The organism is Ruegeria sp. BG5, from assembly GCF_056538425.1.
The window spans coordinates 1,547,968-1,568,034 of the sequence record NZ_JBQFTC010000001.1; the positions used below are offsets into that span (position 1 = coordinate 1,547,968).

The window sequence follows — 20,067 nt, forward strand, 5'->3', positions numbered from 1 at the left end:
ATCGGGATCAGGCGGGTTTGCGTTTGCGCTCGGCCACGTCCTGGGCCAGTTGGCGGGTGTAAGCTTCCAGCTCGACCAAGGTGGCATCGACCGTTGTGGCGTCATGCGCTTCAAGGGCGTCGGCGATCTTGGTGTGAAGCAAGATGATCTCTTCGCGTGACCTTGCGGTGAAGGTGATCATGTTCATCAGGGGCTGCATCGCCTCGACCGCGCCTGCCAGTTGATAGGACAGAACCGGATTGCCCGCGCCATCCACAAGTGCCCGGTGAAAGGCGACGTCCGAGGCGCAAAACGCCTCATCCGTCAAGCCGGGCTGCGCCTGTCGGAAAATCTCGGCCCGCATGGTGGCGAGTTGATCTGCTGTGCGACGCTGCGCAGACAAGGGGGCGCAGGCGCGTTCCAGCGCATATCGCGCCTCGCAAGCCGTATCGAAGCGCACCGCGTTCATCGACAGCAACAAGGTCGAAGTGGTGATTTGCTGCGAATACGCATCTTCAAAACTGATGCGGTTCACAAAGGCCCCGCCGGTTGCCCCGCGCTGGGTGCGGATCAGGGACTGAGCCGCCAGACGTTTCAGCGCCTCACGGACCGTTGGGCGTGAGACCTGAAATTGGTCGGCCAATTCGGCCTCGGACGGCAAACGCTCATCCACGATCAACTCACCCGAGACAATCGCATCGCGAATGGCCTGCGCGATTTGCGCGGACAGGTCTGCGGTTTTCTGTGGGTTAATCTTCATTTTGCACGCGGCTTTACGATTTTATTTGTCTGACATTTAAAAGTCTGACATTTGAAAAGCAAGGGAGTTGAGTCGGAGGGGATCACATGAGTCGCGCAATGCTACGCAGCGGGATGTGGCTGGCGTTCTATGTGCTGATCCTGTGGGCCTGGTGGGTCATGTTCTCGATGAGCCGCGACATGGACCTGGATTGGATCGGTCGTCCGGGTCCGATGGGGCAGGCCATGGCGGCGATGGACCCGCGTATGGACATGTATATGCCCATGGCCGAGTTTGGCCCGCTGTTCTGGATGTGGGCGATCATGATGGCGGCGATGATGCTGCCGACTCTGGTGCCAACCCTGCGCAGCTATGACGACCTGATCCACAGCGCGAATGGCTCGCGCGGCGGATGGCTGGGCGTTCTGACCGGATATTTCATCGTCTGGGTGGGCTTCGCGGCGCTGATCACCGGCGTTCAGCTGGCTTTGTTGTTCGGCGGCGCCATTTACATGCTGGGCATCGCCAAGTCCAACTGGGTGGCCGGAGGGTTGCTGATCGTCGTCGGTGCCTTCCAGTTCACCCGCGTGAAAGAGGTCTGCCACGGCGTCTGCCATGCGCCGATGACCTATTTCCTGGGCCATTGGAAAACCGGTTTCACAGGCGGCGTGAAAATGGGGCTGGGCCTTGGCGCGTTTTGCGTGGGCTGTTGCTGGGGCTTCATGGCACTTGGCTTTGTCGGTGGTGTCATGAGCCTTTTGTGGATGGGTCTGGCCACCCTGTTCATGGTTTTGGAAAAACTTCCCCAGATCGGGCATGTTGTGACCCGACCCATGGGGTTTGCGTTGATTGCAGGCGGTCTTGTCCTGCTGATCTATCCCTTTGCATACGGAGGATAAGCCGATGGCAAAAAACAGAAAACCCGAAGCGGACAGGCTTCCCATAAGTCAGCGGATCGACAGCCGTATGCCCAACCCGAAACGGCGCGAGATGAGCCCGACGGAATGGGCCATAAAGGGCGAGCTGATCCTGAACTGCTCGTGCGATGTGTTTTGTCCCTGCGTTGTCTCGCTGGGCGCGCACCCTCCGACCGAGGGGCATTGTCACGCGTGGATGGGTGTCATCATTGATGAGGGGCATTACGAGGGTGAGGACCTCTCGGGTCTGTGCGTCGGCCTGCTGGTCGACATTCCGGGCCGCATGGGCGAGGGGCAATGGAAAGTCGCCGCCTATGTGGACGAACGTGCCAGCGGCAAGGCGTATAACGGGCTATTGCAGATTTTCAGCGGTCAGGCGGGCGGCACCACCGGCTTGTTCACCATGCTGGTGAGCGAGATCATCGGGGCAGAGCGGGCTCCGGTCGTAATCGAGCGCGACGGCACCAAACGCCGGATCGTAATCGGTCGCAAAATTCAGGGTGAGATCGAGATGCTGGCGGGCAAGGACCCCGAGCATCCCGTGATGGTCTCGAACTCGAAATACTGGATGGGACCGGACATCATCGTGGCGCGCGGCACCAAGTCCAAGGTGCGCGATTATGGCCGTGTCTGGGATTTCGGCGGCAAATCGGCCGAAATTTGCCCCATCGATTGGCATGGGCCAAAGTGATGATTACCGGAGCCTATGCGCGTGAGATGTCGCGCTACAATCAATGGCAAAACAGTCAGTTGGCCGAGTTCCTTCAAGCATTGACCTCAGAGGAACTAACGCGCGAACGCGGGGCGTTTTTTGGCTCGATCCTGGGCACGGCGAACCATTTGCTGTGGGGCGATTGGATCTGGATGTCCCGGTTCGACAAAGGGCCGGGCCCGGAAAGCAACATCCATCGCAAAGGCGGCGGCATCCATGAAAGCGTCTATCTGTGTCCTGATCTGGCCAGTTGGCTGTCTCTGCGTAAGACCGTGGATATCCGGATTGCCGATTGGGCGAACACGTTGGGTGATGATCTGATCACCGGCCCGTTTACCTGGTATTCGGCGGCAAAAGAAGGTGATATTACATTGCCTTACGCGCAATGCATCATGCATTTTTTCAACCACCAGACGCATCATCGCGGTCAATTGCACAAAATGCTGACCGAGACCGGGTCTGAGGCCCCGGTCAGTGATCTGGTTTTCCTGCCGCAGGAGGGCTGAATGCCGCAAATATCCTTGTCTCGCCGCTTGCGGCGCACGCCCTTTTCCGACGGGGTCGAGGCTGCGGGGGTCAAAGGCTATACGGTTTACAATCGCATGTTGTTGCCGACGGTTTTTGAAAGTGTAGAAGCCGACTATCGCCATCTGAAAGAGCATGTTCAGGTCTGGGATGTATCCTGCGAGCGGCAGGTGGAACTGCGCGGCCCGGATGCGGCGCGGCTGATGCAGATGCTGACGCCCCGTGACCTGCGCGGGATGCTGCCGGGGCAGTGCTATTACGTGCCCATCGTGGATGAAACCGGTGGGATGCTAAACGATCCCGTTGCGGTGAAGCTGTCCGAGGACCGCTGGTGGATTTCCATTGCCGACAGTGATTTGTTGTTGTGGGTCAAAGGATTGGCAAATGGGTATCGGTTGGACGTGCTGGTGGACGAGCCTGACGTCTCGCCTTTGGCAGTTCAGGGGCCCAAGGCCGATGAGTTGATGGCGCGTGTCTTCGGAGATCGGGTGCGTGATATCCGGTTTTTCAAGTTCGACATGTTCGAGTTCGAAGGTCGCGATCTGGCTGTTGCGCGATCTGGCTATTCGAAACAGGGCGGGTTCGAGATCTATGTCGAGGGCGGCGATATCGGGATGCCGCTTTGGAACGCGCTGTTCAAGGCGGGCGAGGACCTTCAGGTGCGGGCCGGGTGTCCGAACCTGATCGAACGTATCGAAGGCGGCTTATTGTCTTATGGCAATGACATGACCGACGACAACACGCCGCATGAATGTGGACTGGGCAAGTTCTGCAACACGCACACGGCCATTGGCTGCATCGGGCGCGATGCCTTGCTGCGCGTGGCCAAGGAAGGCCCGGTGCAACAAATCCGACCGATTGCAATTCAGGGCGACCCGGTGCCGCCCTGCGATCGACCATGGCCGGCTTCTGTGGATGGGAAACAGGTGGGGCAGGTGACCTCGTCTGTCTGGTCGCCCGATTTCGAAACGAATGTCTCCATCGGCATGATCCGCCTGAGTCATTGGGAACCGGGGACCGAACTGGATGTTGAAACGCCGGATGGCACGCGCCGCGCGCAGGTGAAGGCGCATTTCTGGGTGTAGAGGGGGAAGGGGGCTCTGCCCCCGTCGCTGCGCGACTCCCCCGGGATATTTTTAGCCAGAAGAAGACTCGGATCTGGTTTTTTGGAAACGAAAGGAACTGCAAATGTTCAATGCGTTAGTAATGGACAAGGATGAAGAAAGCGGGCTGGCGAGCGCTTCGGTCAAGCAGCTTTCAGCAGATGATCTGCCCCATGGTGAGGTGACGGTTGCCGTCGAATACTCGACAGTGAACTATAAGGACGGTCTGTGCATGTCGCCCAAAGGGGGCGGGTTGGTGCGGTCGTACCCACATGTGCCGGGCATCGATTATGCGGGTACGGTCGAGGCGTCCTCGGACGATCGGTACGCGCCCGGCGACAAGGTGGTATTGACCGGTTGGCGCGTGGGTGAGGCGCATTGGGGCGGATATTCGCAGAAAGCCAACGCTTTGGCGGATTGGCTGGTTCCCTTGCCGGACGGGCTGAGCGCGCGGCAGGCGATGGCGGTGGGAACTGCTGGTTTCACGGCCATGCTGGCTGTCATGGCGTTGGAGGATCATGGTCTGTCCCCGGACAAAGGTCCGGTTCTGGTCACCGGTGCCGCAGGCGGCGTTGGGTCCGTGGCGACCGCCATTCTGGGCAACCTGGGTTACGAGGTCGCCGCCGTGACCGGGCGGCCCGAGACCGGGGATTATCTGAAGTCGCTTGGGGCCACGACCATTGTGCCGCGTGAGGAGTTGAACGAGACCACCAAACGCCCGCTGGAAAGCGAAACCTGGGCGGGTTGTGTGGATGCTGTTGGCGGAGAGATGCTGGCGCGGGTGCTGGGGCAGATGAAATACGGCGGCTCGGTCGCGGCCGTAGGTCTGGCCGGGGGCGCGGGGCTGCCTGCGACAGTGATTCCCTTCCTGTTGCGCGGTGTGAACCTGCTGGGCATCGACAGCGTGATGCAGCCCTATGAAAACCGCGTGCGCGCGTGGCAGCGGATCGCGACCGACCTGCCTATGGATAAGCTGGAGGCGATGGTGCACCCCGCCGCGCTGTCCGATCTGCCCGGACTGGGCGCGGATATTCTCAAAGGTCAGGTCAAAGGGCGCGTGGTTGTCGACGTGAACGCCTGATCTGACATGGCAGCCGGGGCGTGCCTGTCCCGGCTGATCAAAACCTGGCGAAAAAGGACCGAAACAACTCTGGTCATTGGCACAATTCCTGATCATGATTGCTATACATCCCAAGTGCGATGGCGTAAGACCCATCCAAACAGCACCTGAAGACGGGGAGTGAGCTGCATGTCTGACGACTTCGAACTGGACACCGATGATCTGAAGCGCCGCATGGAAGGCGCGATGTCCAACCTCAGAACCGAATTTGCCTCACTGCGGACCGGGCGGGCCTCGGCCTCGATGCTGGAGCCGGTGATGGTGGATGCTTATGGGTCGATGACACCGATCAATCAGGTTGGCACGGTCAATGTGCCCGAGCCCCGGATGGTGACGGTCAATGTCTGGGATAAGTCCCTGGTCGGTAAGGTGGAAAAGGCAATCCGTGAAAGCGGGCTGGGGATCAATCCACAGCTAAACGGCACGATCATCATGTTGCCGATCCCCGAACTGAACGAAGAACGTCGCCGCGAGTTGGGCAAGGTCGCCGGGCAGTACGCCGAAAGCGCCCGGGTTTCGATCCGGAATGTGCGCCGCGACGGGATGGACCAGATCAAGAAAGCCAAGGCTGACGGCATGTCCGAGGACGATCAGAAGTTCTGGGAAAGCGAAGTGCAGGACCTGACGGATGAGATGATCAAGGCCGTTGATGCCGCGCTTGAGACCAAGCAGTCCGAAATCATGCAGGTCTGAGCCGGTCTCATGCCCAAAGATCCCCACACCGAGCCCTGTGCTGGTCCGCGCCATGTGGCCATTATCATGGATGGCAATGGCCGTTGGGCGCAGGCGCGCGGTCGGCCCCGGCTGTTTGGGCACCATGCAGGCGCACGGCGCGTGCGCGAAGTGGTTGAGGCCTGCCCGGGACTGGGGATCAAATACCTGACAATCTTTGCCTTTTCGACCGAGAATTGGAAGCGGACACAGGTCGAGGTCGCCGGGCTGATGAGCCTGTTTCGCCGGTATATCCTGAAAGAAACCAAGACGCTGGCGGATAACGGCATTCGTGTGCGGTTCATCGGGGATCGGGTGCGCCTGGATTCCAAGTTGACCGATCTGATGGATTCTCTTGAGGAAGAGACCAAGGATAATGACCTTGTCCATCTGACGGTGGCGCTGAACTACGGCGGTCGGGATGAGGTTGCGCGGGCCACCAAACGTCTGGCCAGTGATGTCGCCGAGGGGCGGTTGAAGCCTGAAGATGTGGATGAAGAAACCCTGCCGAAATATCTGGATACCCGGGTTCTTCCCGACCCTGATCTGGTGATCCGCACCAGTGGTGAGGCTCGGATTTCGAACTTTCTGCTCTGGCAGTCGGCCTATTCCGAATATGAGTTCATCGACACCTTGTGGCCCGATTTCACCGCCGCTGAACTGGAACGCCTGTGTCGCAACTACGGCTCGCGCGAGAGACGCTTTGGGGCAGTTCCGGCATGAGCGAAGGCCGATGGTCTGATCTGACGACGCGGGTTCTGTCCGCCATTGTGCTTGTGGCCATCGGCTCGATCGAGGTGTGGCTGGGCGGTCTGTGGTTCGAGGCGTTCATCGCCATCGCCTGCGCCATCATGACATGGGAACTGGTTCGGATGATCGAACCGCAGCGCATGGGTGTGGCGGTTCAACTGGGCATTCTGACGGGCATCGCGGTGGTTCTGAGTTACCATGTGCCGCCGCTTTACAAACTACCGATCTTGCTGGCCCCGGCGCTGGTGGGGGCCGGGCAGGTCAGCCACTCCAGGGGGCTGTACGCCATCTTTGTGATCTGGATTGCCGGGGCAGGGCTGGGATTTATCTCGATCCGCGAGAATATGGGGTTCGGCTGGATGATCTGGCTGATCGCCATTGTGGTCGCCACCGATGTCGCGGGTTATTTCGTGGGCAAGACCATCGGCGGGCCGAAGTTCTGGCCCAAGGTCAGCCCCAAGAAGACATGGTCTGGTACGGCAGGCGGTTGGGTCGCTGCTGTTATTGTCGGGGTCGCGTTTGCCGCCCATGGCGGGTTTGGCGTTCTGTTCGTAATGGTCTCGGTCTTTGCGTCCATGGCCAGTCAGGCAGGCGATATCGTGGAAAGCGCGGTAAAGCGCAGGTTCGGGGTCAAGGACAGCTCGAACCTGATACCGGGCCATGGCGGGTTTCTGGACCGGTTTGACGGCATGATGGGTGCGGCCCTGTTTGTCTTGCTGGCAGGCCTGCTTTATTCACCCGGGGCAATGTGATGCGCAAAGTATCGATTTTTGGCGCGACCGGTTCTGTCGGTCAGAACACGATTGATCTGATCGCGCGGGATCCGCAGGCCTATGACGTCGTGGCGCTGACAGGTGGTGCGAATATCGAACAGCTTGCTGCTGATGCCCGTCGATTGAAGGCCGATTTGGCCGTCACGGCCTTTGAGGATCGCCTGCCGGACCTGCGCGACGCGTTGCAGGGGTCTGGTGTCGAAGCTGCCGCAGGATCTCAAGCACTGACCGAAGCGGCGGCGCGCCCGGCGGATTGGGTCATGTCTGCGATTGTCGGAGCCGCCGGTCTTGCGCCGGGGATCGAAGCGTTGAAGCAAGGCGCGACACTGGCGCTTGCCAACAAAGAAACGCTGGTTTGTGCCGGGCCTTTGGTGCTGGAAACAGCCAAGACCCACAATGCCCGCCTGCTACCGGTGGACAGCGAGCATTCGGCCGTGTTTCAGGCACTGTTGGGGGAAGAGATTGATGCGGTCGAGCGCATCATCATCACCGCCAGCGGCGGCGCATTCCGGGACTGGCCGCTGGACGATCTGGCCAAGGCGACGGTCGAACAGGCCTCGAGCCACCCGAATTGGGATATGGGTCAGCGGATTACCATCGATAGCGCGTCCATGTTCAACAAGGCACTTGAGGTCATCGAAACGAAAGAGTTCTTTGGCGTCGCCCCGGATCAGATCGAGGTTCTGGTCCATCCCGAATCCATCGTTCATGCGCTGGTCGGGTTTCGCGACGGGGCGGTGATGGCCCATTTGGGCGCGCCGGATATGCGCCACGCCATTGGATTCGCGCTACATTGGCCCAATCGGCAGGACTTGCCCGTTCAGCGGCTGGATCTGCCCGCCATTGGGCAGTTGAACTTCCAGGACCCCGACCTGGCCCGCTATCCGGCGCTGAAACTGGCGCGGGACGTGATGGCGCGCGGGGGCTTGTCGGGGGCTGTGTTCAACGCGGCCAAGGAACGGGCGCTGGATCACTTTATCGCGGGTCGAATCAATTTCCCCAGCATGGCGGATATTGTCGCAATGGTTCTGGACAGATTCGAAGCGGGACATAGTCTTATTGATGCCGCTTTGACTCTTGATAACGTACAGCAAACGGACCAACTGGCACGGCAATGGGCGGATGAAGCCGTAAGCAAACGAGCAGGATAGACATTTGGACCTACTTTCCCTGATCCCGCAATTTGGCAATTTGCTTTGGACCATTGTGGCCTTTGTCATCGCCTTGTCCGCCATTGTCGCGGTGCACGAATATGGCCATTACATCGTCGGGCGCTGGTCAGGCATTCATGCCGAGGTGTTTTCCATCGGGTTCGGCCCGGTGCTGTGGAGCCGCATGGACAAGCGCGGCACCCGCTGGCAGATCGCTTTGCTCCCCTTTGGCGGCTATGTGAAGTTTCTGGGCGATGCCAACGCGGCGTCGGGCAAGGACGAAGAGGCGATGGAAGAGATCGCCGAACAAAGCCCCAAAGAACTGCGTCGCACGATGCACGGCGCGCCGCTCTGGGCGCGGGCGGCCACTGTTGCGGCGGGTCCTGTGTTCAACTTTGCAATGTCGATCATCGTGTTCGGGCTGATCTTCTGGTCTCAGGGCGTTTCGCGCGAGCCTTTGACCGTGGGTGAGTTGCAACCCCTGCCGGGCACCGTTCAGGGTTTGCAGGTCGGTGATGAGATCGTCGCAATCGCAGGCATCCAAACACCGGATTTCGATGAGGAAAGCACCTGGAGCGAGTTCACCGACTCGCTGCCGGTTGAGCCAGTGCTGGACTACACGGTCATTCGCGATGGGCAGACCATCGATGTTGAAGCCCCGTGGCTGTTTCCGCCGCTGATCCGTCAGGTCGCGCCGCGCAGCGCGGCCATGGATATCCAGCTTGAGCAGGGGGATGTCATCACCTCGGTAAATGGTGAACCGATCTTTGCGTTCGAGCAGCTCAAGGAATTTGTCGAAAGCTCGGATGGTCGGGTTCTGTTGCTGAATGTCTGGCGCGACGGGGCCGATCTTGAGTTTGCACTGGCCCCGCGCCGCACGGATGAACCAAAGTCTGATGGCGGTTTTCAGACCCATTGGCGCATCGGTATCGTCGGTGGAATGATGCTGGAACCTGCAACCCAGCCTGCGGGTCTGTTTGACTCGCTAACAGGCGGCGTCAATCAAACGATCCGCATCATCGAAGGATCGCTGTCGGGGATGTGGCATATGATCACCGGCGCGATCAGCACCTGCAACATCTCCGGCCCGATTGGCATCGCCGAGACGTCGGGCGCAATGGCCAGCCAAGGCGCGCAAAGCTTTATCTTCTTCATCGCCGTCCTGTCCACCGCAGTCGGGTTGCTGAATCTGTTCCCGATTCCGGCTCTGGATGGTGGTCATCTGCTGTTCTACGCCTATGAGGCCGTGACCGGAAAACCACCCAGCGACATGGCATTGCGGATTCTGATGACTGTTGGAATCACGGTTATTCTCAGCCTGATGTTGTTCTCGGTGACCAACGACCTGTTTTGCTGATTGTGGCGCAAGCCGCACAGGAAAGCCGCATTCTTGCCGCATTCCGACGGTACGGTTTGCGCGACGTTGAGGGGCGATCATGACCAAAGCACTGCGCAAATCCTATCGGAGTTTTAGCTTCCTGTTCATGCTGAACTGGGATGTGTTGCTGAGTTTTGCCGTCACCGCTCTGGCACTGGCCGCTGGCGCCTATCTGGCGGGATTGTGATTCTGACAGACCGTCTTTTCACGCCCTAAAGGCCATCAAATGCCGGATGCGCTTTTTGGCCTTTTGACAACCCCATCCATTCCCGCTACTCAGCATTAAAGTCTTAAAATTCTGGGTTGAGAAAAAAATGACCGACGGGCGAGGCGCGGGCACATCCTGCGGGGGGCGTAAGTCTACAAACAAGATTTTGTGGCAATCGCTGACGTTTCTTTTCCTTTTTGTTGCCGCCAACTTACTGGCTTTGCCGAATACGGCACAGGCGCAAAGTTTCACCATCAACTCGTTCGAGGTGGAAGGAAACCGCCGCATCGAGACGGGGACGATCATCGCCAGAACGGGGATCGAACCGGGGCAAACCGTCACAACCGGTCAGTTGAATGACGCGTTCCAGCGTTTGCTTGACAGTGGTGTTTTTGAAACAGTCGAACTGACCCCGCGCGGCACAACTCTGCTGATCGAGGTACAGGAATACCCGACGATCAACCAGATCAGCATCGAAGGGAATCGTCGCGTCAAAGACGATGTCCTGCTCGAAGTGATTTCGTCCCAACCACGACGCGTTTTCACCCCTCAGGTCGCGGAAACCGACGCAGATCTGATTGCCGAGGTGTACTCGGCCCAAGGTCGGGTCGCCGCAACCGTAATCCCGCGCATCATCCGCCGCAGCGACAATCGCGTAGATCTGGTCTTTGAAGTCGCCGAAGGCACGACGATCGAGGTTGAGCGTGTCAGCTTTGTCGGCAACCGGGCCTATTCGGACCGCCGCCTGCGCCGTGTGCTGGAAACCAAACAAGCGACCTTCCTGCGCACTTTCTTCCGCAGCGACACCTTCATCGGTGACCGGATCGAGTTCGACAAACAGGTTATCCGCGACTTCTACCTGTCGCGCGGCTATATCGACTTCCGCGTAAACAGCGCAAATGTGGAATTCACCCGCGAGCGTGATGCCTTCTTCCTGGTCATGAACGTGACCGAGGGGCAGAAATTCTCGTTCGGCAAGATCACGACTGTCAGCGAAATTCCCGGCGTCGATCCGGCCCCGTATCAGGAAGCGCTGAAGATCAAACCGGGCGTGACCTATTCGCCCACGCTGATCGAAAACTCGATTGCCCGGCAGGAGCGTTTGGGGATCCGGCAAGGTGTCGATTTCCTTCGAGTCGAACCTCGGGTGACCCGCAACCCACGCGATCTGACGCTGGATGTCGAATTTGTCCTGAGCAAGGGACCACGCATTTTTGTTGAGCGGATCGACATTGAAGGCAACACCACCACGCTTGACCGCGTAATCCGGCGTCAGTTCGACACGGTCGAAGGCGACCCCTTCAACCCGCGTGAGATCCGGCAGGCAGCGGAACGCATCAACGCACTGGGCTTTTTTGCCGTGGCGAATGTCGAGCCGCGCGAAGGATCCTCGCCCAGTCAGGTTATTCTCGATGTGGATGTCGAAGAGCAACCGACCGGATCGCTCAGCCTTGGTGGTAGCTTCTCGGCCTCGGATGGCTTCGGGATTGCGATTGGCCTGAACGAGTCCAACTTCCTCGGTCGCGGCCAGAACCTGGGTTTGACCCTATCGACGGCGCAGGATTCCGAGCAGTACACCATCAACTTTACCGAACCTTATCTGCTGGGACGTCGTCTGCGTTTCGATCTGGGCCTCGGTCTGGCCGGTACGAACTCGGGTTTTGCAAGCTACGACACCGAGCGCGTGTTCTTTAACCCGCAGCTGACCTACGCGATTGGCGAGCTGTCCTCGCTTCGCCTGCGGTACGGCTGGGAACGCAGTGAGATGACGCAGCAGGATGATGAGATCAACGGCGCGGTCATTTCCTCGGAAATCGATCAGGGCAAGCGCACGACCAGTTCAATCGGTGTATCTTATGTCTATGACAGCCGTCTTGGTGGCCTGAATCCGAATGCCGGTGTGCTGTTCGAGGTTGGTGTTGATGCGGCCGGTCTGGGTGGCGACAACGAGTTCTTCAGAACAACCGCGCGCGGTATCGCACAGACCCGCGTCCTAAGCGAAGAAGTGGTGTTGCGCGCGACACTGGAACTGGGTGCCTTGCATTGGACAGGCAACGATTTCAGCCGCACAATTGACCGCTTCCTTCTGGGGCCGAACACGTTCCGCGGGTTTGAGCCCGCAGGTCTTGGCCCGCGCGACCTGTCCAACGGTCAGGACGACGCCATCGGCGGCAACTACTACTGGGTTGCCCGGTTCGAGTCGGATTTCCCGCTGGGCCTGCCGGAAGAACTGGGTTTGCGCGGCGGTGTGTTCTATGATGTCGGGAACCTCTATAACATCGACAACGTGAACACGGCCGGTGCAAACATCGTGGGCGCCAACGGATCGATCCGTCACGTCATCGGCGTCTCGGTCCTGTGGGAAACGCCGTTTGGCCCGCTGCGGTTCAACTTCTCGAAAGCTCTGAAAAAAGAAGAGTTCGACAACGAGCAGAACTTTGACCTGACCGTTCAAGCCCGGTTCTGATCCGCGATGCGGTGGATTTGCAAACGTCTCATTCAGGGCCCTTTGGGGGCCCTGTGTGTTTTTCTGGCTCTGTTTGGCGTGACATCAGCGGCGGCGCAGCAATTGGGCGTCACGCAGACCGTTGTGCTGACAGTCTCAAGTGATCGCTTGTTCACCGAATCCGAATTTGGCCAGCGGGTGCTGCGCGAGATTGAGCAGGAAGGCACGTTGCTGTCCGAGGAAAACGAACGGATTGTTGCCGAGCTAAGCACCGAAGAAAAGGACCTGACCGAGAAACGTGCTGAATTGGCGCCCGAAGACTTCCGTCCTCTGGCGGAGGCATTTGATCGCAAAGTACAATCGCATCGCGAGGGTCAGCGCGCCAAACTGGATGCTCTGGGCCGCATCAGCGAAGAAAGCCGCCAAAGGTTTTACGAATTGGCGCGCCCGGTTCTGATCGATCTTATGCGTGAAAACGGGGCGTCCATCATCCTCGAACGCTCCAGCGTGCTGCTCAGTTCGGACACTTCGGACATTACCAGCGCCGCGATTGAGCGTATCGATGCTGCAATCGGTGATGGAACCGGCTTGCAGGACGGGACAGGCGAATAGGTTTGCTTGCCCTTGCGGGCCTGTATTGCTAACCACGCTGAAACTGAGAATGCAAAACGGGACATTTGAGTTATGACCACGGAAACCAAAAGCGCTGACATTCAGCTGATCCAGCGGATTTTGCCGCACCGCTATCCGTTTCTGCTGGTCGATAAGGTGGTCGATATTACCGATTACCACTCGGCCCGTGGCATCAAGAATGTCACCATGAACGAGCCGCATTTCCAGGGCCACTTCCCCGGAACCCCGATCATGCCTGGCGTGACAATTGTCGAGGCGATGGCTCAGACCGCCGGTGTTATGCTGGGCGTTGGCATGGATGTGATCGACACCGAACTGCTGATCTATTTCATGAGCATCGACAAGTGCAAATTCCGTCGCAAGGTTGTTCCGGGTGACGTGCTGGAAATGCATGTCGAGACGATCCGTGGCAAGAAGGGCGGCAAGCTGTTCAAGTTCAGCGGTCGTGCAACCGTTGAAGGCGAGGTTGCAGCGGAAGCTGAGTTTTCGGCCTATGTTGACTGGGACATGGAAAAGACAACATGAGCGGCATTCACCCCAGTGCAATCATCGAAGAAGGCGCCCAGATCGGGCAGGACTGCGTCGTTGGGCCGTTCTGCTACGTCGGGGCGCAGGTCCGGTTGGGGGACCGGGTCGAGCTGAAGTCTCATGTGGTTGTCACCGGCGAAACTTCGGTTGGCGACGACACGGTGATCTTCAATTTCTCGGTCATCGGTGAGATCCCGCAGGACCTGAAGTTCGGTGGTGAGAACACGCGGCTGGAAATCGGTCAGCGCAACCGGATCCGCGAGCATGTGACCATCAACACCGGCACCGAAGGCGGCGGCGGTGTGACCCGCATTGGCGATGACTGCTTGCTGATGGCCGGTGTTCACGTGGCCCATGATGTTCAAATCGGCAACCGTGTGATCATGGTGAACCATGCAGGTGCGGCAGGTCATTGTATCATCGAGGATGACGTGATCGTGGGCGGAATCTCGGGCCTGCACCAATGGGTGCGTGTGGGTCGCGGGGCCATTATCGGCGCGCTGACCATGGTGCCCAATGACGTGATTCCATACGGGCTGGTACAGGCACCGCGCGGTGAACTGGATGGACTGAACCTGGTGGGCCTCAAGCGGCGCGGCGTGTCGCGCGCTGATATCTCGGCTTTGCGGGCGGCGTTCCGCGAATTGTCGGGCGGCGAGGGCACCTTTCAGGAGCGTGCCCGCCGCGCGGGTGAAGATACCGAAAGCGAATATGTGCGCCGTATCGTCGATTTCGTCACAGGTGACACGGACCGGTCGTTCCTGACCCCAAGGAAGTAACCCCATGCTGGCATTGATTGCGGGAACGGGTGTTTTACCGGAGGAGGTTGCGTCTGCGCTGGCAGAGCGGCCTTTGGTCTGTGCAATGGAGGGGTTCGAGCCCGATAACCTGACACCCGATCTGGTGTTTCCGCTGGAACAATTGGGCAGTTTCATCGCCGACCTCAAATCGCGGGGCGTGACCCAAATTTGCATGGCAGGCGCAGTTCGGCGACCCAAGGTTGATCCCGCACGCATTGATGCGGCGACGCTGCCGTTGGTGCCGATCCTGCAACAGGCAATCATGTCTGGCGACGATGGTGCCTTGCGGGCGGTGATCGGCATCTTCGAGGATGCTGGCCTGACCGTTCAAGCCGCGCATGACATTGCGCCTGATTTGCTGCCTCCGCTTGGTTGTCTGACCGAGGCGCAACCGTCCGAGGCTGATCTGGCTGACGCTGAGCGCGCCGCAACTGTCCTGCGTGCAATGGGCAACGCTGATATCGGACAGGCCTGTGCGGTTTCGCAACGGCAGGTGCTGGCCGTCGAAAGCATCTTTGGCACTGCCTGGATGCTGCAATCTCTGACTCAGCGGCCCGATGCTGGTGGCGGTGTGTTGTTCAAAGGCCCCAAACCCGCTCAGGATCGTCGGGCCGATTTGCCTGCGATCGGACCCGATACCGTGTCGGGCGCGGTGGCTGCGGGCCTTGCGGGGATCGTCATCGAAAAGGGCGGCGTTCTGGTGTTGCAACGCGACCGCGTGATTGCCGAATGCGACCGTCTGGGGCTGTTCCTTTACGTGCGCGAGCGTGCCTCCTGATGCGTGTTTTTCTGGTCGCCGGGGAACCTTCGGGCGACCGGCTGGGCGGCGCTTTGATGGAGGGGCTACGGACCCTTGTTCCCGAAATCGAATTCGATGGGGTAGGCGGGCCACTGATGCAGGCGCAAGGGTTGGAAAGCCGGTTCCCGATGGCCGAGCTGAGCGTCATGGGGCTGGTCGAGGTCCTGCCCAAGTTCTTCCACCTCAAACGCCGGATCGCCGAGACTGCGCAAGCGGTGCTGGACACGCAGCCCGATGTGCTGATCACCATCGACAGCCCCGATTTCTCGCTGCGTGTGGCAAAACTGGTGAAGGCGGCCAGCGACATTCGCACCGTGCATTACGTGGCCCCCAGCGTTTGGGCCTGGCGTCCGGGGCGGGCGGACAAGATGGCCAAGGTGATCGATCACGTTCTGGCCCTGCTGCCCTTCGAGCCGCCTTATATGGAACGCGCGGGGATGGAGTGCGACTTTGTCGGCCATCCGGTCGCCAGCGAACCAATTGCGACCGAGACGGAAATCCGCGATTTCCGGGCCGCCTATGATCTGGGCGATGCGCCCATTCTTCTGGCCTTGCCGGGCTCGCGCCGGGGCGAGGTGGACCGGCTGGCCCCCGTCTTTGGGAAGGCGCTGGGGCAGTATCTCAGAACCCGACCAGACACGCGCGTCGTGGTGCCCGCCGTGGCCCATATGGTTGATACAGTGGCCGAGCATCTGCGCGACTGGCCCGGATCGCCAGTTGTGATCGACCCGCGTGATATGCCCTCGGATCAGGCGGTGGCCCAGAAACGAGCAGCCTTTGCGGCGGCCGATCTATCGCTGGCTGCGTCGGGGACGGTCTCGCTGGAGCTGGCGGCGCAGGCGACACCAATGGTGATTGCTTACAACCTGAACTGGCTAACGACCCTGATCGCCAAACGCATGGTGCAACTGGACACCGTGACTCTGGTCAATCTGGTCTCGGAAACCCGGACGGTTCCCGAATGTCTGCTGGATGACTGCCAACCGGACAAGATCGCCGCTGCGTTGACGCAAGTTGCGGATGCACCGGATGCCCAGCGGCAGGCCATGGAGATCACGATGGAGCGTCTGGGCCGCGGCGGCGAAGCGCCAGGTCTGCGGGCGGCAAGGGCGGTTTTGCAGCGCATGACGGCCGCAGATGGGTGAATACCTGCTCTTTGCGGTGTCCGCCGGGATCGCGATGGTGTCGACCAATCTCGATAATCTGGCGGTGCTGCTAGGGCTGATGCTGGTCATGGATCACAAGCGGGCCGTGGCAGGGTTCGCCATGGCGCAGGCGATTGTGCTGTCGCTGGCTTTCGCGGTGGCCATCGGTGTCAGTCAAAGCGGCCTTCCGGGCTGGATCGGGTATCTGGGGCTGATCCCCTTGGCCTTGGGGCTTCGCGGTATCTGGCAGCAGTTTTCGGGGGCCGAGCGACAGGCGGATGGACCCAAAGGGGCGGTGACTTCGGTTGTGACCCTGTTTCTAAGCCTGTCAGTGGACAGTTTCGCAGTGATGACGCCACTGCTGGCGGATTCGGCCCCGGTTTTCCGGCTGGTCGCCCTGATCGGAGCGATTTGCGCCGCGGTTCTGTTGGCCTCGGTCGCTGCGTGGGGGGCGCCTTACGCACAGAACCTTGGGCCTCGTGTTGCGCGTCTGGATCGGATCGCGCCGTATATCATGGTCTGTGTCGGCCTTTACATCCTGCTCAATTCGCCGACCGACGTGCTTTGATCCGCCGTCTCGGCGTTGTGATCGCCGCGCTGTTGTCGCGGCGATCTGGCCCTGCAATACCCTGCGGCCAAAGGAGATCGCAGATGACCCGCATTCCCCCATTGACCGACGATCAGATGACTCCGCAGGCCCGCGCGGCCCATACCGAGCTGGGTGCATACGGCCCGTTCGACAACTGGGCGCGGGTGGCGGCCCATTGCCCGCCGGTGTTGGAACACGTGAGCGGTATGCTGACCGCATTGCGCGCGCAGGAAACTCTGCCGCGCCGGGCGCTGGAACTGGCGATGGTGACAGTGTCCAAGCTGAATGCCTGCGATTATTGCGTGTCGCATCACGCGCCATTGCTGACGGTTGCCGGGCTTAGCCCCGAAGGCGCGGCGCGGTTGCCCGATGTTGAAGATCACCCCGAACTGGACGCCTGCGACAAGGCGGTCGTGCTCTACGCTCAGGCGGTGACAACCCGTTCAGGCCGGATGCGCGATGCCGAGATTGCGGACCTGCGGGAATGGTTCAGCGATGCGCAGATCGTCGAACTGACCTGGCGCATCGCGCTGTGCGGCGCGTTCAACCGGTTCAACGATGCGCTGCAAATCCAGATCGAACCCGAGGTCGAGCCGGTCTCGGCTTAATACCCGCGCCAGATCCAGCCGCCGCCAAAGATGCGGCTGCCTTCATTGGCATAGAACACGCAGGCCTGACCCGGAGAGATACCTTCTTCGGGTGTCAGCAACTCGACCTCAGCCGTGGTGTCCGACAGGGGGCGGATGATCGCCTCACGCGGGGGGCGGGTCGAGCGAACTTTGACCGACAAGTGCCATTCACTGCGTGAGGTGAAGGGTTCATCGCCCAGCCAGTTGATCTCGCGCACGGGAACGGTGCGGGTGGCCAGCATCTCTTTTGGGCCGACAACAACCTGTTTCTTATCCACGTCCAGCTTGACGACATAAAGTGGCTCGCTCAGCCCACCGATGCCAAGACCGCGCCGCTGACCAATGGTGTAGTGAATCACCCCGTCATGCTGCGCCAGAATACGGCCATCGGCGTGCACAATCTCACCCGGTTCCGCAGCACCAGGGCGCAGCTTCTCGATCACGCTGGCATAGTTGCCGTTGGGCACGAAACAGATGTCCTGACTGTCGGGCTTGTCGGCCACTGCCAGCCCATATTGCGCCGCCATTTCGCGCGTTGCGTCTTTGGAGGGCAGGTGGCCCAGCGGGAAGCGCAGGTAATCCAGTTGTTCGGGCGTGGTCGAGAACAGGAAGTAGGACTGGTCGCGGTTTGCATCCTCGGCACTGTGCAATTCCGGGCCGTTCGCGCCCATCTTGCGCTGAATATAGTGACCGGTGGCCATGCAATCAGCTTCCAGATCCTTGGCGGTTTCCAGCAGATCCTTGAATTTCACCCGTTCATTGCAGCGGATACAGGGCACCGGTGTCGCGCCGGCCAGATAGCTGTCGGCGAATTCGTCGATCACCGCGTCCTTGAAGATGTTCTCGTAATCCAGAACGTAATGCGGAAAGCCACGTTCCTCGGCCACGCGGCGCGCGTCGTGGATGTCGATCCCTGCACAGCATGCACCTTTCTTGGCCAGCGCCGCGCCATGGTCGTACAGCTGCAAGGTCACGCCCACCACGTCATACCCCTGATCGGCCAGATAGGCTGCCACGACGGAGCTGTCGACGCCGCCAGACATGGCAACAACCACCCGCGTTTCCGAGGGAGGTTTGGCAAAGCCAAGCGAATTGAGTTGGGTCTCGGCGGCGAGGGCCATGGCGATTCCAGTCCGGGTTAAGAAAGACCGGCAGAATATAGGAAAATTCTAGACACTCTCAAGGGGCGGTTTCACCCGGCATTAAGTAGGCTGGTGCCAGCTTTGATGCAGCAGGAAAAGGGTTGAAAGATGTATTTGCACAAAGTTGAAGGACCGCGGTCCGTAACCCTGCCGGATGGAACGATTTTGTCCCGCGCCGATCTTCCGCCTTCGGACACGCGGCGCTGGGTGGCCTCGCGCAAGATCGTAGTCGTACGCGGGGTGCTTTATGGGCTGATTACGCTGTCAGAGGCCAAGAAGCGCTATGGCATCAGCGATGAAGAGTTCAACACCTGGGTCGCAGCGGTTGCCGAGCACGGTGTTGAGGCGCTGAAAGTCACCGCCTTAAAAAAATATCGACAACCTAAAGGAGAAAGTGAATAAATGATTCAACGGTAACGTCATATTAACCATTCTTGGTCAGGTTTAATTTTAATTGGAATATTTGACCCGAATTGGAGCAGTGAAATGAGAATACTTCTTGTCGAGGATGATCCGACCACGTCCAAAAGCATCGAACTGATGCTGACGCATGCAAACCTGAACGTGTATGCGACGGATCTGGGGGAAGAGGGGATCGATCTGGCAAAACTCTACGATTACGACCTTATTTTGCTGGACCTGAACCTGCCGGACATGAATGGGCACGAAGTTTTGCGGCAATTGCGGATCGCGCGGGTAGAAACGCCGATTCTGATCCTGTCGGGCGCCGATGATACCGAGAGCAAAATCAAAGGGTTTGGCTTCGGGGCTGACGATTACCTGACGAAGCCGTTCCACCGTGAAGAACTTGTCGCGCGTATTCATGCGATCATCCGCCGCTCCAAAGGGCATTCACAATCGGTGATCCACACGGGCCGCGTCGCAGTTAATCTGGATGCAAAAACGGTCGAAGTGGATGGCAAAACGGTTCATCTGACCGGCAAGGAATACCAGATGCTGGAGCTGTTGAGCCTGCGCAAAGGGACGACTCTGACCAAAGAGATGTTTCTGAATCATCTCTATGGCGGCATGGATGAGCCCGAACTGAAAATTATCGACGTTTTCATCTGTAAGCTGCGTAAGAAACTCAGCAACGCGACCGGTGGCGACAGTTATATCGAAACCGTTTGGGGCCGTGGCTACGTTCTGCGCGACCCGCAAAGCAACACGGTGGACGAGACCCGTATGGCCGTCGGCGCCTGACACAAGAACACCTGTGCCGCCGGTGGTCCAGGGCGGCACCCGCACTCACGGATCAGCACGTCTGGACCTGGCCATGGCCTCGCCCTA

23 protein-coding genes are annotated in these 20,067 nt (G+C 59.5%); 21 read left to right on the forward strand and 2 right to left on the reverse strand.

What is annotated here, in order from left to right:
• Nucleotides 1-7: 7 nt before the first annotated feature.
• Nucleotides 8-739 carry a FadR/GntR family transcriptional regulator gene (locus ACR0KX_RS07175; RefSeq protein WP_480708165.1) on the reverse strand — a complete coding sequence of 244 codons (732 nt, stop codon included), beginning with the start codon at nucleotides 737-739 and terminating at the stop codon, nucleotides 8-10.
• Nucleotides 740-825: 86 nt separating this feature from the next.
• Between ACR0KX_RS07175 and ACR0KX_RS07180 the strand changes: the two genes are divergently transcribed.
• The 19 genes from ACR0KX_RS07180 to ACR0KX_RS07270 all read left to right on the forward strand — a co-directional run bounded on the left by ACR0KX_RS07180 (nucleotide 826) and on the right by ACR0KX_RS07270 (nucleotide 17,614).
• Nucleotides 826-1,617 carry a DUF2182 domain-containing protein gene (locus tag ACR0KX_RS07180; RefSeq protein ID WP_480708167.1) on the forward strand — a complete coding sequence of 264 codons (792 nt, stop codon included), beginning with the start codon at nucleotides 826-828 and terminating at the stop codon, nucleotides 1,615-1,617.
• A 4-nt stretch (nucleotides 1,618-1,621) separates the two neighbouring features.
• A complete protein-coding gene (locus ACR0KX_RS07185; protein WP_170621778.1) occupies nucleotides 1,622-2,326 on the forward strand; it encodes a DUF1326 domain-containing protein in 705 nt (234 codons plus the stop codon).
• Entirely contained in the window at nucleotides 2,308-2,853 is a 546-nt protein-coding gene (locus tag ACR0KX_RS07190) for a DinB family protein (RefSeq protein ID WP_480708169.1), read from the forward strand. The genes ACR0KX_RS07185 and ACR0KX_RS07190 overlap by 19 nt, the downstream gene beginning before the upstream one ends.
• Complete coding sequence (locus ACR0KX_RS07195; protein ID WP_170621779.1) at nucleotides 2,854-3,957, forward strand: dimethylsulfoniopropionate demethylase; 1,104 nt, start codon at nucleotides 2,854-2,856, stop codon at nucleotides 3,955-3,957.
• 103 nt (nucleotides 3,958-4,060) lie between these two features.
• A complete protein-coding gene (acuI, locus tag ACR0KX_RS07200) occupies nucleotides 4,061-5,056 on the forward strand; it encodes an acryloyl-CoA reductase (protein WP_170450802.1) in 996 nt (331 codons plus the stop codon).
• Nucleotides 5,057-5,224: 168 nt separating this feature from the next.
• Entirely contained in the window at nucleotides 5,225-5,788 is a 564-nt protein-coding gene (frr, locus tag ACR0KX_RS07205; protein ID WP_170450800.1) for a ribosome recycling factor, read from the forward strand.
• Between the two features lie 9 nt (nucleotides 5,789-5,797).
• Entirely contained in the window at nucleotides 5,798-6,529 is a 732-nt protein-coding gene (locus ACR0KX_RS07210; protein ID WP_170450798.1) for an isoprenyl transferase, read from the forward strand.
• Complete coding sequence (locus ACR0KX_RS07215; protein WP_480708395.1) at nucleotides 6,526-7,308, forward strand: phosphatidate cytidylyltransferase; 783 nt, start codon at nucleotides 6,526-6,528, stop codon at nucleotides 7,306-7,308. Before ACR0KX_RS07210 ends, ACR0KX_RS07215 begins: the two co-directional genes overlap by 4 nt.
• Nucleotides 7,308-8,480: a 1-deoxy-D-xylulose-5-phosphate reductoisomerase gene (gene dxr / locus ACR0KX_RS07220; RefSeq protein ID WP_170450795.1), complete on the forward strand. Its 1,173-nt coding sequence runs from the start codon at nucleotides 7,308-7,310 to the stop codon at nucleotides 8,478-8,480. Before ACR0KX_RS07215 ends, dxr begins: the two co-directional genes overlap by 1 nt.
• A 4-nt stretch (nucleotides 8,481-8,484) precedes the next feature.
• Nucleotides 8,485-9,837, forward strand: coding sequence for an RIP metalloprotease RseP (rseP, locus tag ACR0KX_RS07225; RefSeq protein ID WP_170621781.1), 1,353 nt, complete (start codon nucleotides 8,485-8,487; stop codon nucleotides 9,835-9,837).
• Between the two features lie 79 nt (nucleotides 9,838-9,916).
• The gene (locus ACR0KX_RS07230) at nucleotides 9,917-10,045 is read left to right on the forward strand and encodes a hypothetical protein (protein WP_480708172.1); all 129 of its coding nucleotides are present in this window, start codon (nucleotides 9,917-9,919) and stop codon (nucleotides 10,043-10,045) included.
• A 127-nt stretch (nucleotides 10,046-10,172) separates the two neighbouring features.
• Complete coding sequence (gene bamA / locus ACR0KX_RS07235; RefSeq protein WP_170621782.1) at nucleotides 10,173-12,533, forward strand: outer membrane protein assembly factor BamA; 2,361 nt, start codon at nucleotides 10,173-10,175, stop codon at nucleotides 12,531-12,533.
• 6 nt (nucleotides 12,534-12,539) lie between these two features.
• Nucleotides 12,540-13,124 carry an OmpH family outer membrane protein gene (locus tag ACR0KX_RS07240; protein WP_170450788.1) on the forward strand — a complete coding sequence of 195 codons (585 nt, stop codon included), beginning with the start codon at nucleotides 12,540-12,542 and terminating at the stop codon, nucleotides 13,122-13,124.
• Between the two features lie 72 nt (nucleotides 13,125-13,196).
• Nucleotides 13,197-13,670, forward strand: a complete 474-nt coding sequence (gene fabZ, locus ACR0KX_RS07245; RefSeq protein ID WP_170450786.1) for a 3-hydroxyacyl-ACP dehydratase FabZ — start codon at nucleotides 13,197-13,199, stop codon at nucleotides 13,668-13,670.
• Nucleotides 13,667-14,452 carry an acyl-ACP--UDP-N-acetylglucosamine O-acyltransferase gene (gene lpxA / locus ACR0KX_RS07250; RefSeq protein WP_170518503.1) on the forward strand — a complete coding sequence of 262 codons (786 nt, stop codon included), beginning with the start codon at nucleotides 13,667-13,669 and terminating at the stop codon, nucleotides 14,450-14,452. Before fabZ ends, lpxA begins: the two co-directional genes overlap by 4 nt.
• A gap of 4 nt (nucleotides 14,453-14,456) precedes the next feature.
• The gene (locus ACR0KX_RS07255; RefSeq protein WP_170621783.1) at nucleotides 14,457-15,251 is read left to right on the forward strand and encodes a UDP-2,3-diacylglucosamine diphosphatase LpxI domain-containing protein; all 795 of its coding nucleotides are present in this window, start codon (nucleotides 14,457-14,459) and stop codon (nucleotides 15,249-15,251) included.
• Nucleotides 15,251-16,417 carry a lipid-A-disaccharide synthase gene (lpxB, locus tag ACR0KX_RS07260; protein ID WP_480708175.1) on the forward strand — a complete coding sequence of 389 codons (1,167 nt, stop codon included), beginning with the start codon at nucleotides 15,251-15,253 and terminating at the stop codon, nucleotides 16,415-16,417. The genes ACR0KX_RS07255 and lpxB overlap by 1 nt, the downstream gene beginning before the upstream one ends.
• A complete protein-coding gene (locus tag ACR0KX_RS07265) occupies nucleotides 16,410-16,985 on the forward strand; it encodes a hypothetical protein (RefSeq protein WP_480708177.1) in 576 nt (191 codons plus the stop codon). Before lpxB ends, ACR0KX_RS07265 begins: the two co-directional genes overlap by 8 nt.
• Nucleotides 16,986-17,068: 83 nt before the next feature.
• The gene (locus ACR0KX_RS07270; RefSeq protein ID WP_170621786.1) at nucleotides 17,069-17,614 is read left to right on the forward strand and encodes a carboxymuconolactone decarboxylase family protein; all 546 of its coding nucleotides are present in this window, start codon (nucleotides 17,069-17,071) and stop codon (nucleotides 17,612-17,614) included.
• On the opposite strand, the gene mnmA is transcribed toward ACR0KX_RS07270, so the two are convergent.
• Nucleotides 17,611-18,756, reverse strand: a complete 1,146-nt coding sequence (gene mnmA, locus ACR0KX_RS07275) for a tRNA 2-thiouridine(34) synthase MnmA (RefSeq protein WP_170621787.1) — start codon at nucleotides 18,754-18,756, stop codon at nucleotides 17,611-17,613. The genes ACR0KX_RS07270 and mnmA overlap by 4 nt on opposite strands.
• Before the next feature lie 129 nt (nucleotides 18,757-18,885).
• Between mnmA and sciP the strand changes: the two genes are divergently transcribed.
• Both sciP and ctrA read left to right on the forward strand, forming a co-directional pair.
• On the forward strand, nucleotides 18,886-19,179 hold the full coding sequence (gene sciP, locus ACR0KX_RS07280) for a CtrA inhibitor SciP (protein ID WP_170450771.1): 294 nt from the start codon (nucleotides 18,886-18,888) through the stop codon (nucleotides 19,177-19,179).
• Nucleotides 19,180-19,263: 84 nt separating this feature from the next.
• On the forward strand, nucleotides 19,264-19,980 hold the full coding sequence (gene ctrA, locus ACR0KX_RS07285) for a response regulator transcription factor CtrA (protein WP_480708179.1): 717 nt from the start codon (nucleotides 19,264-19,266) through the stop codon (nucleotides 19,978-19,980).
• The last annotated feature ends 87 nt before the right edge of the window (nucleotides 19,981-20,067 follow it).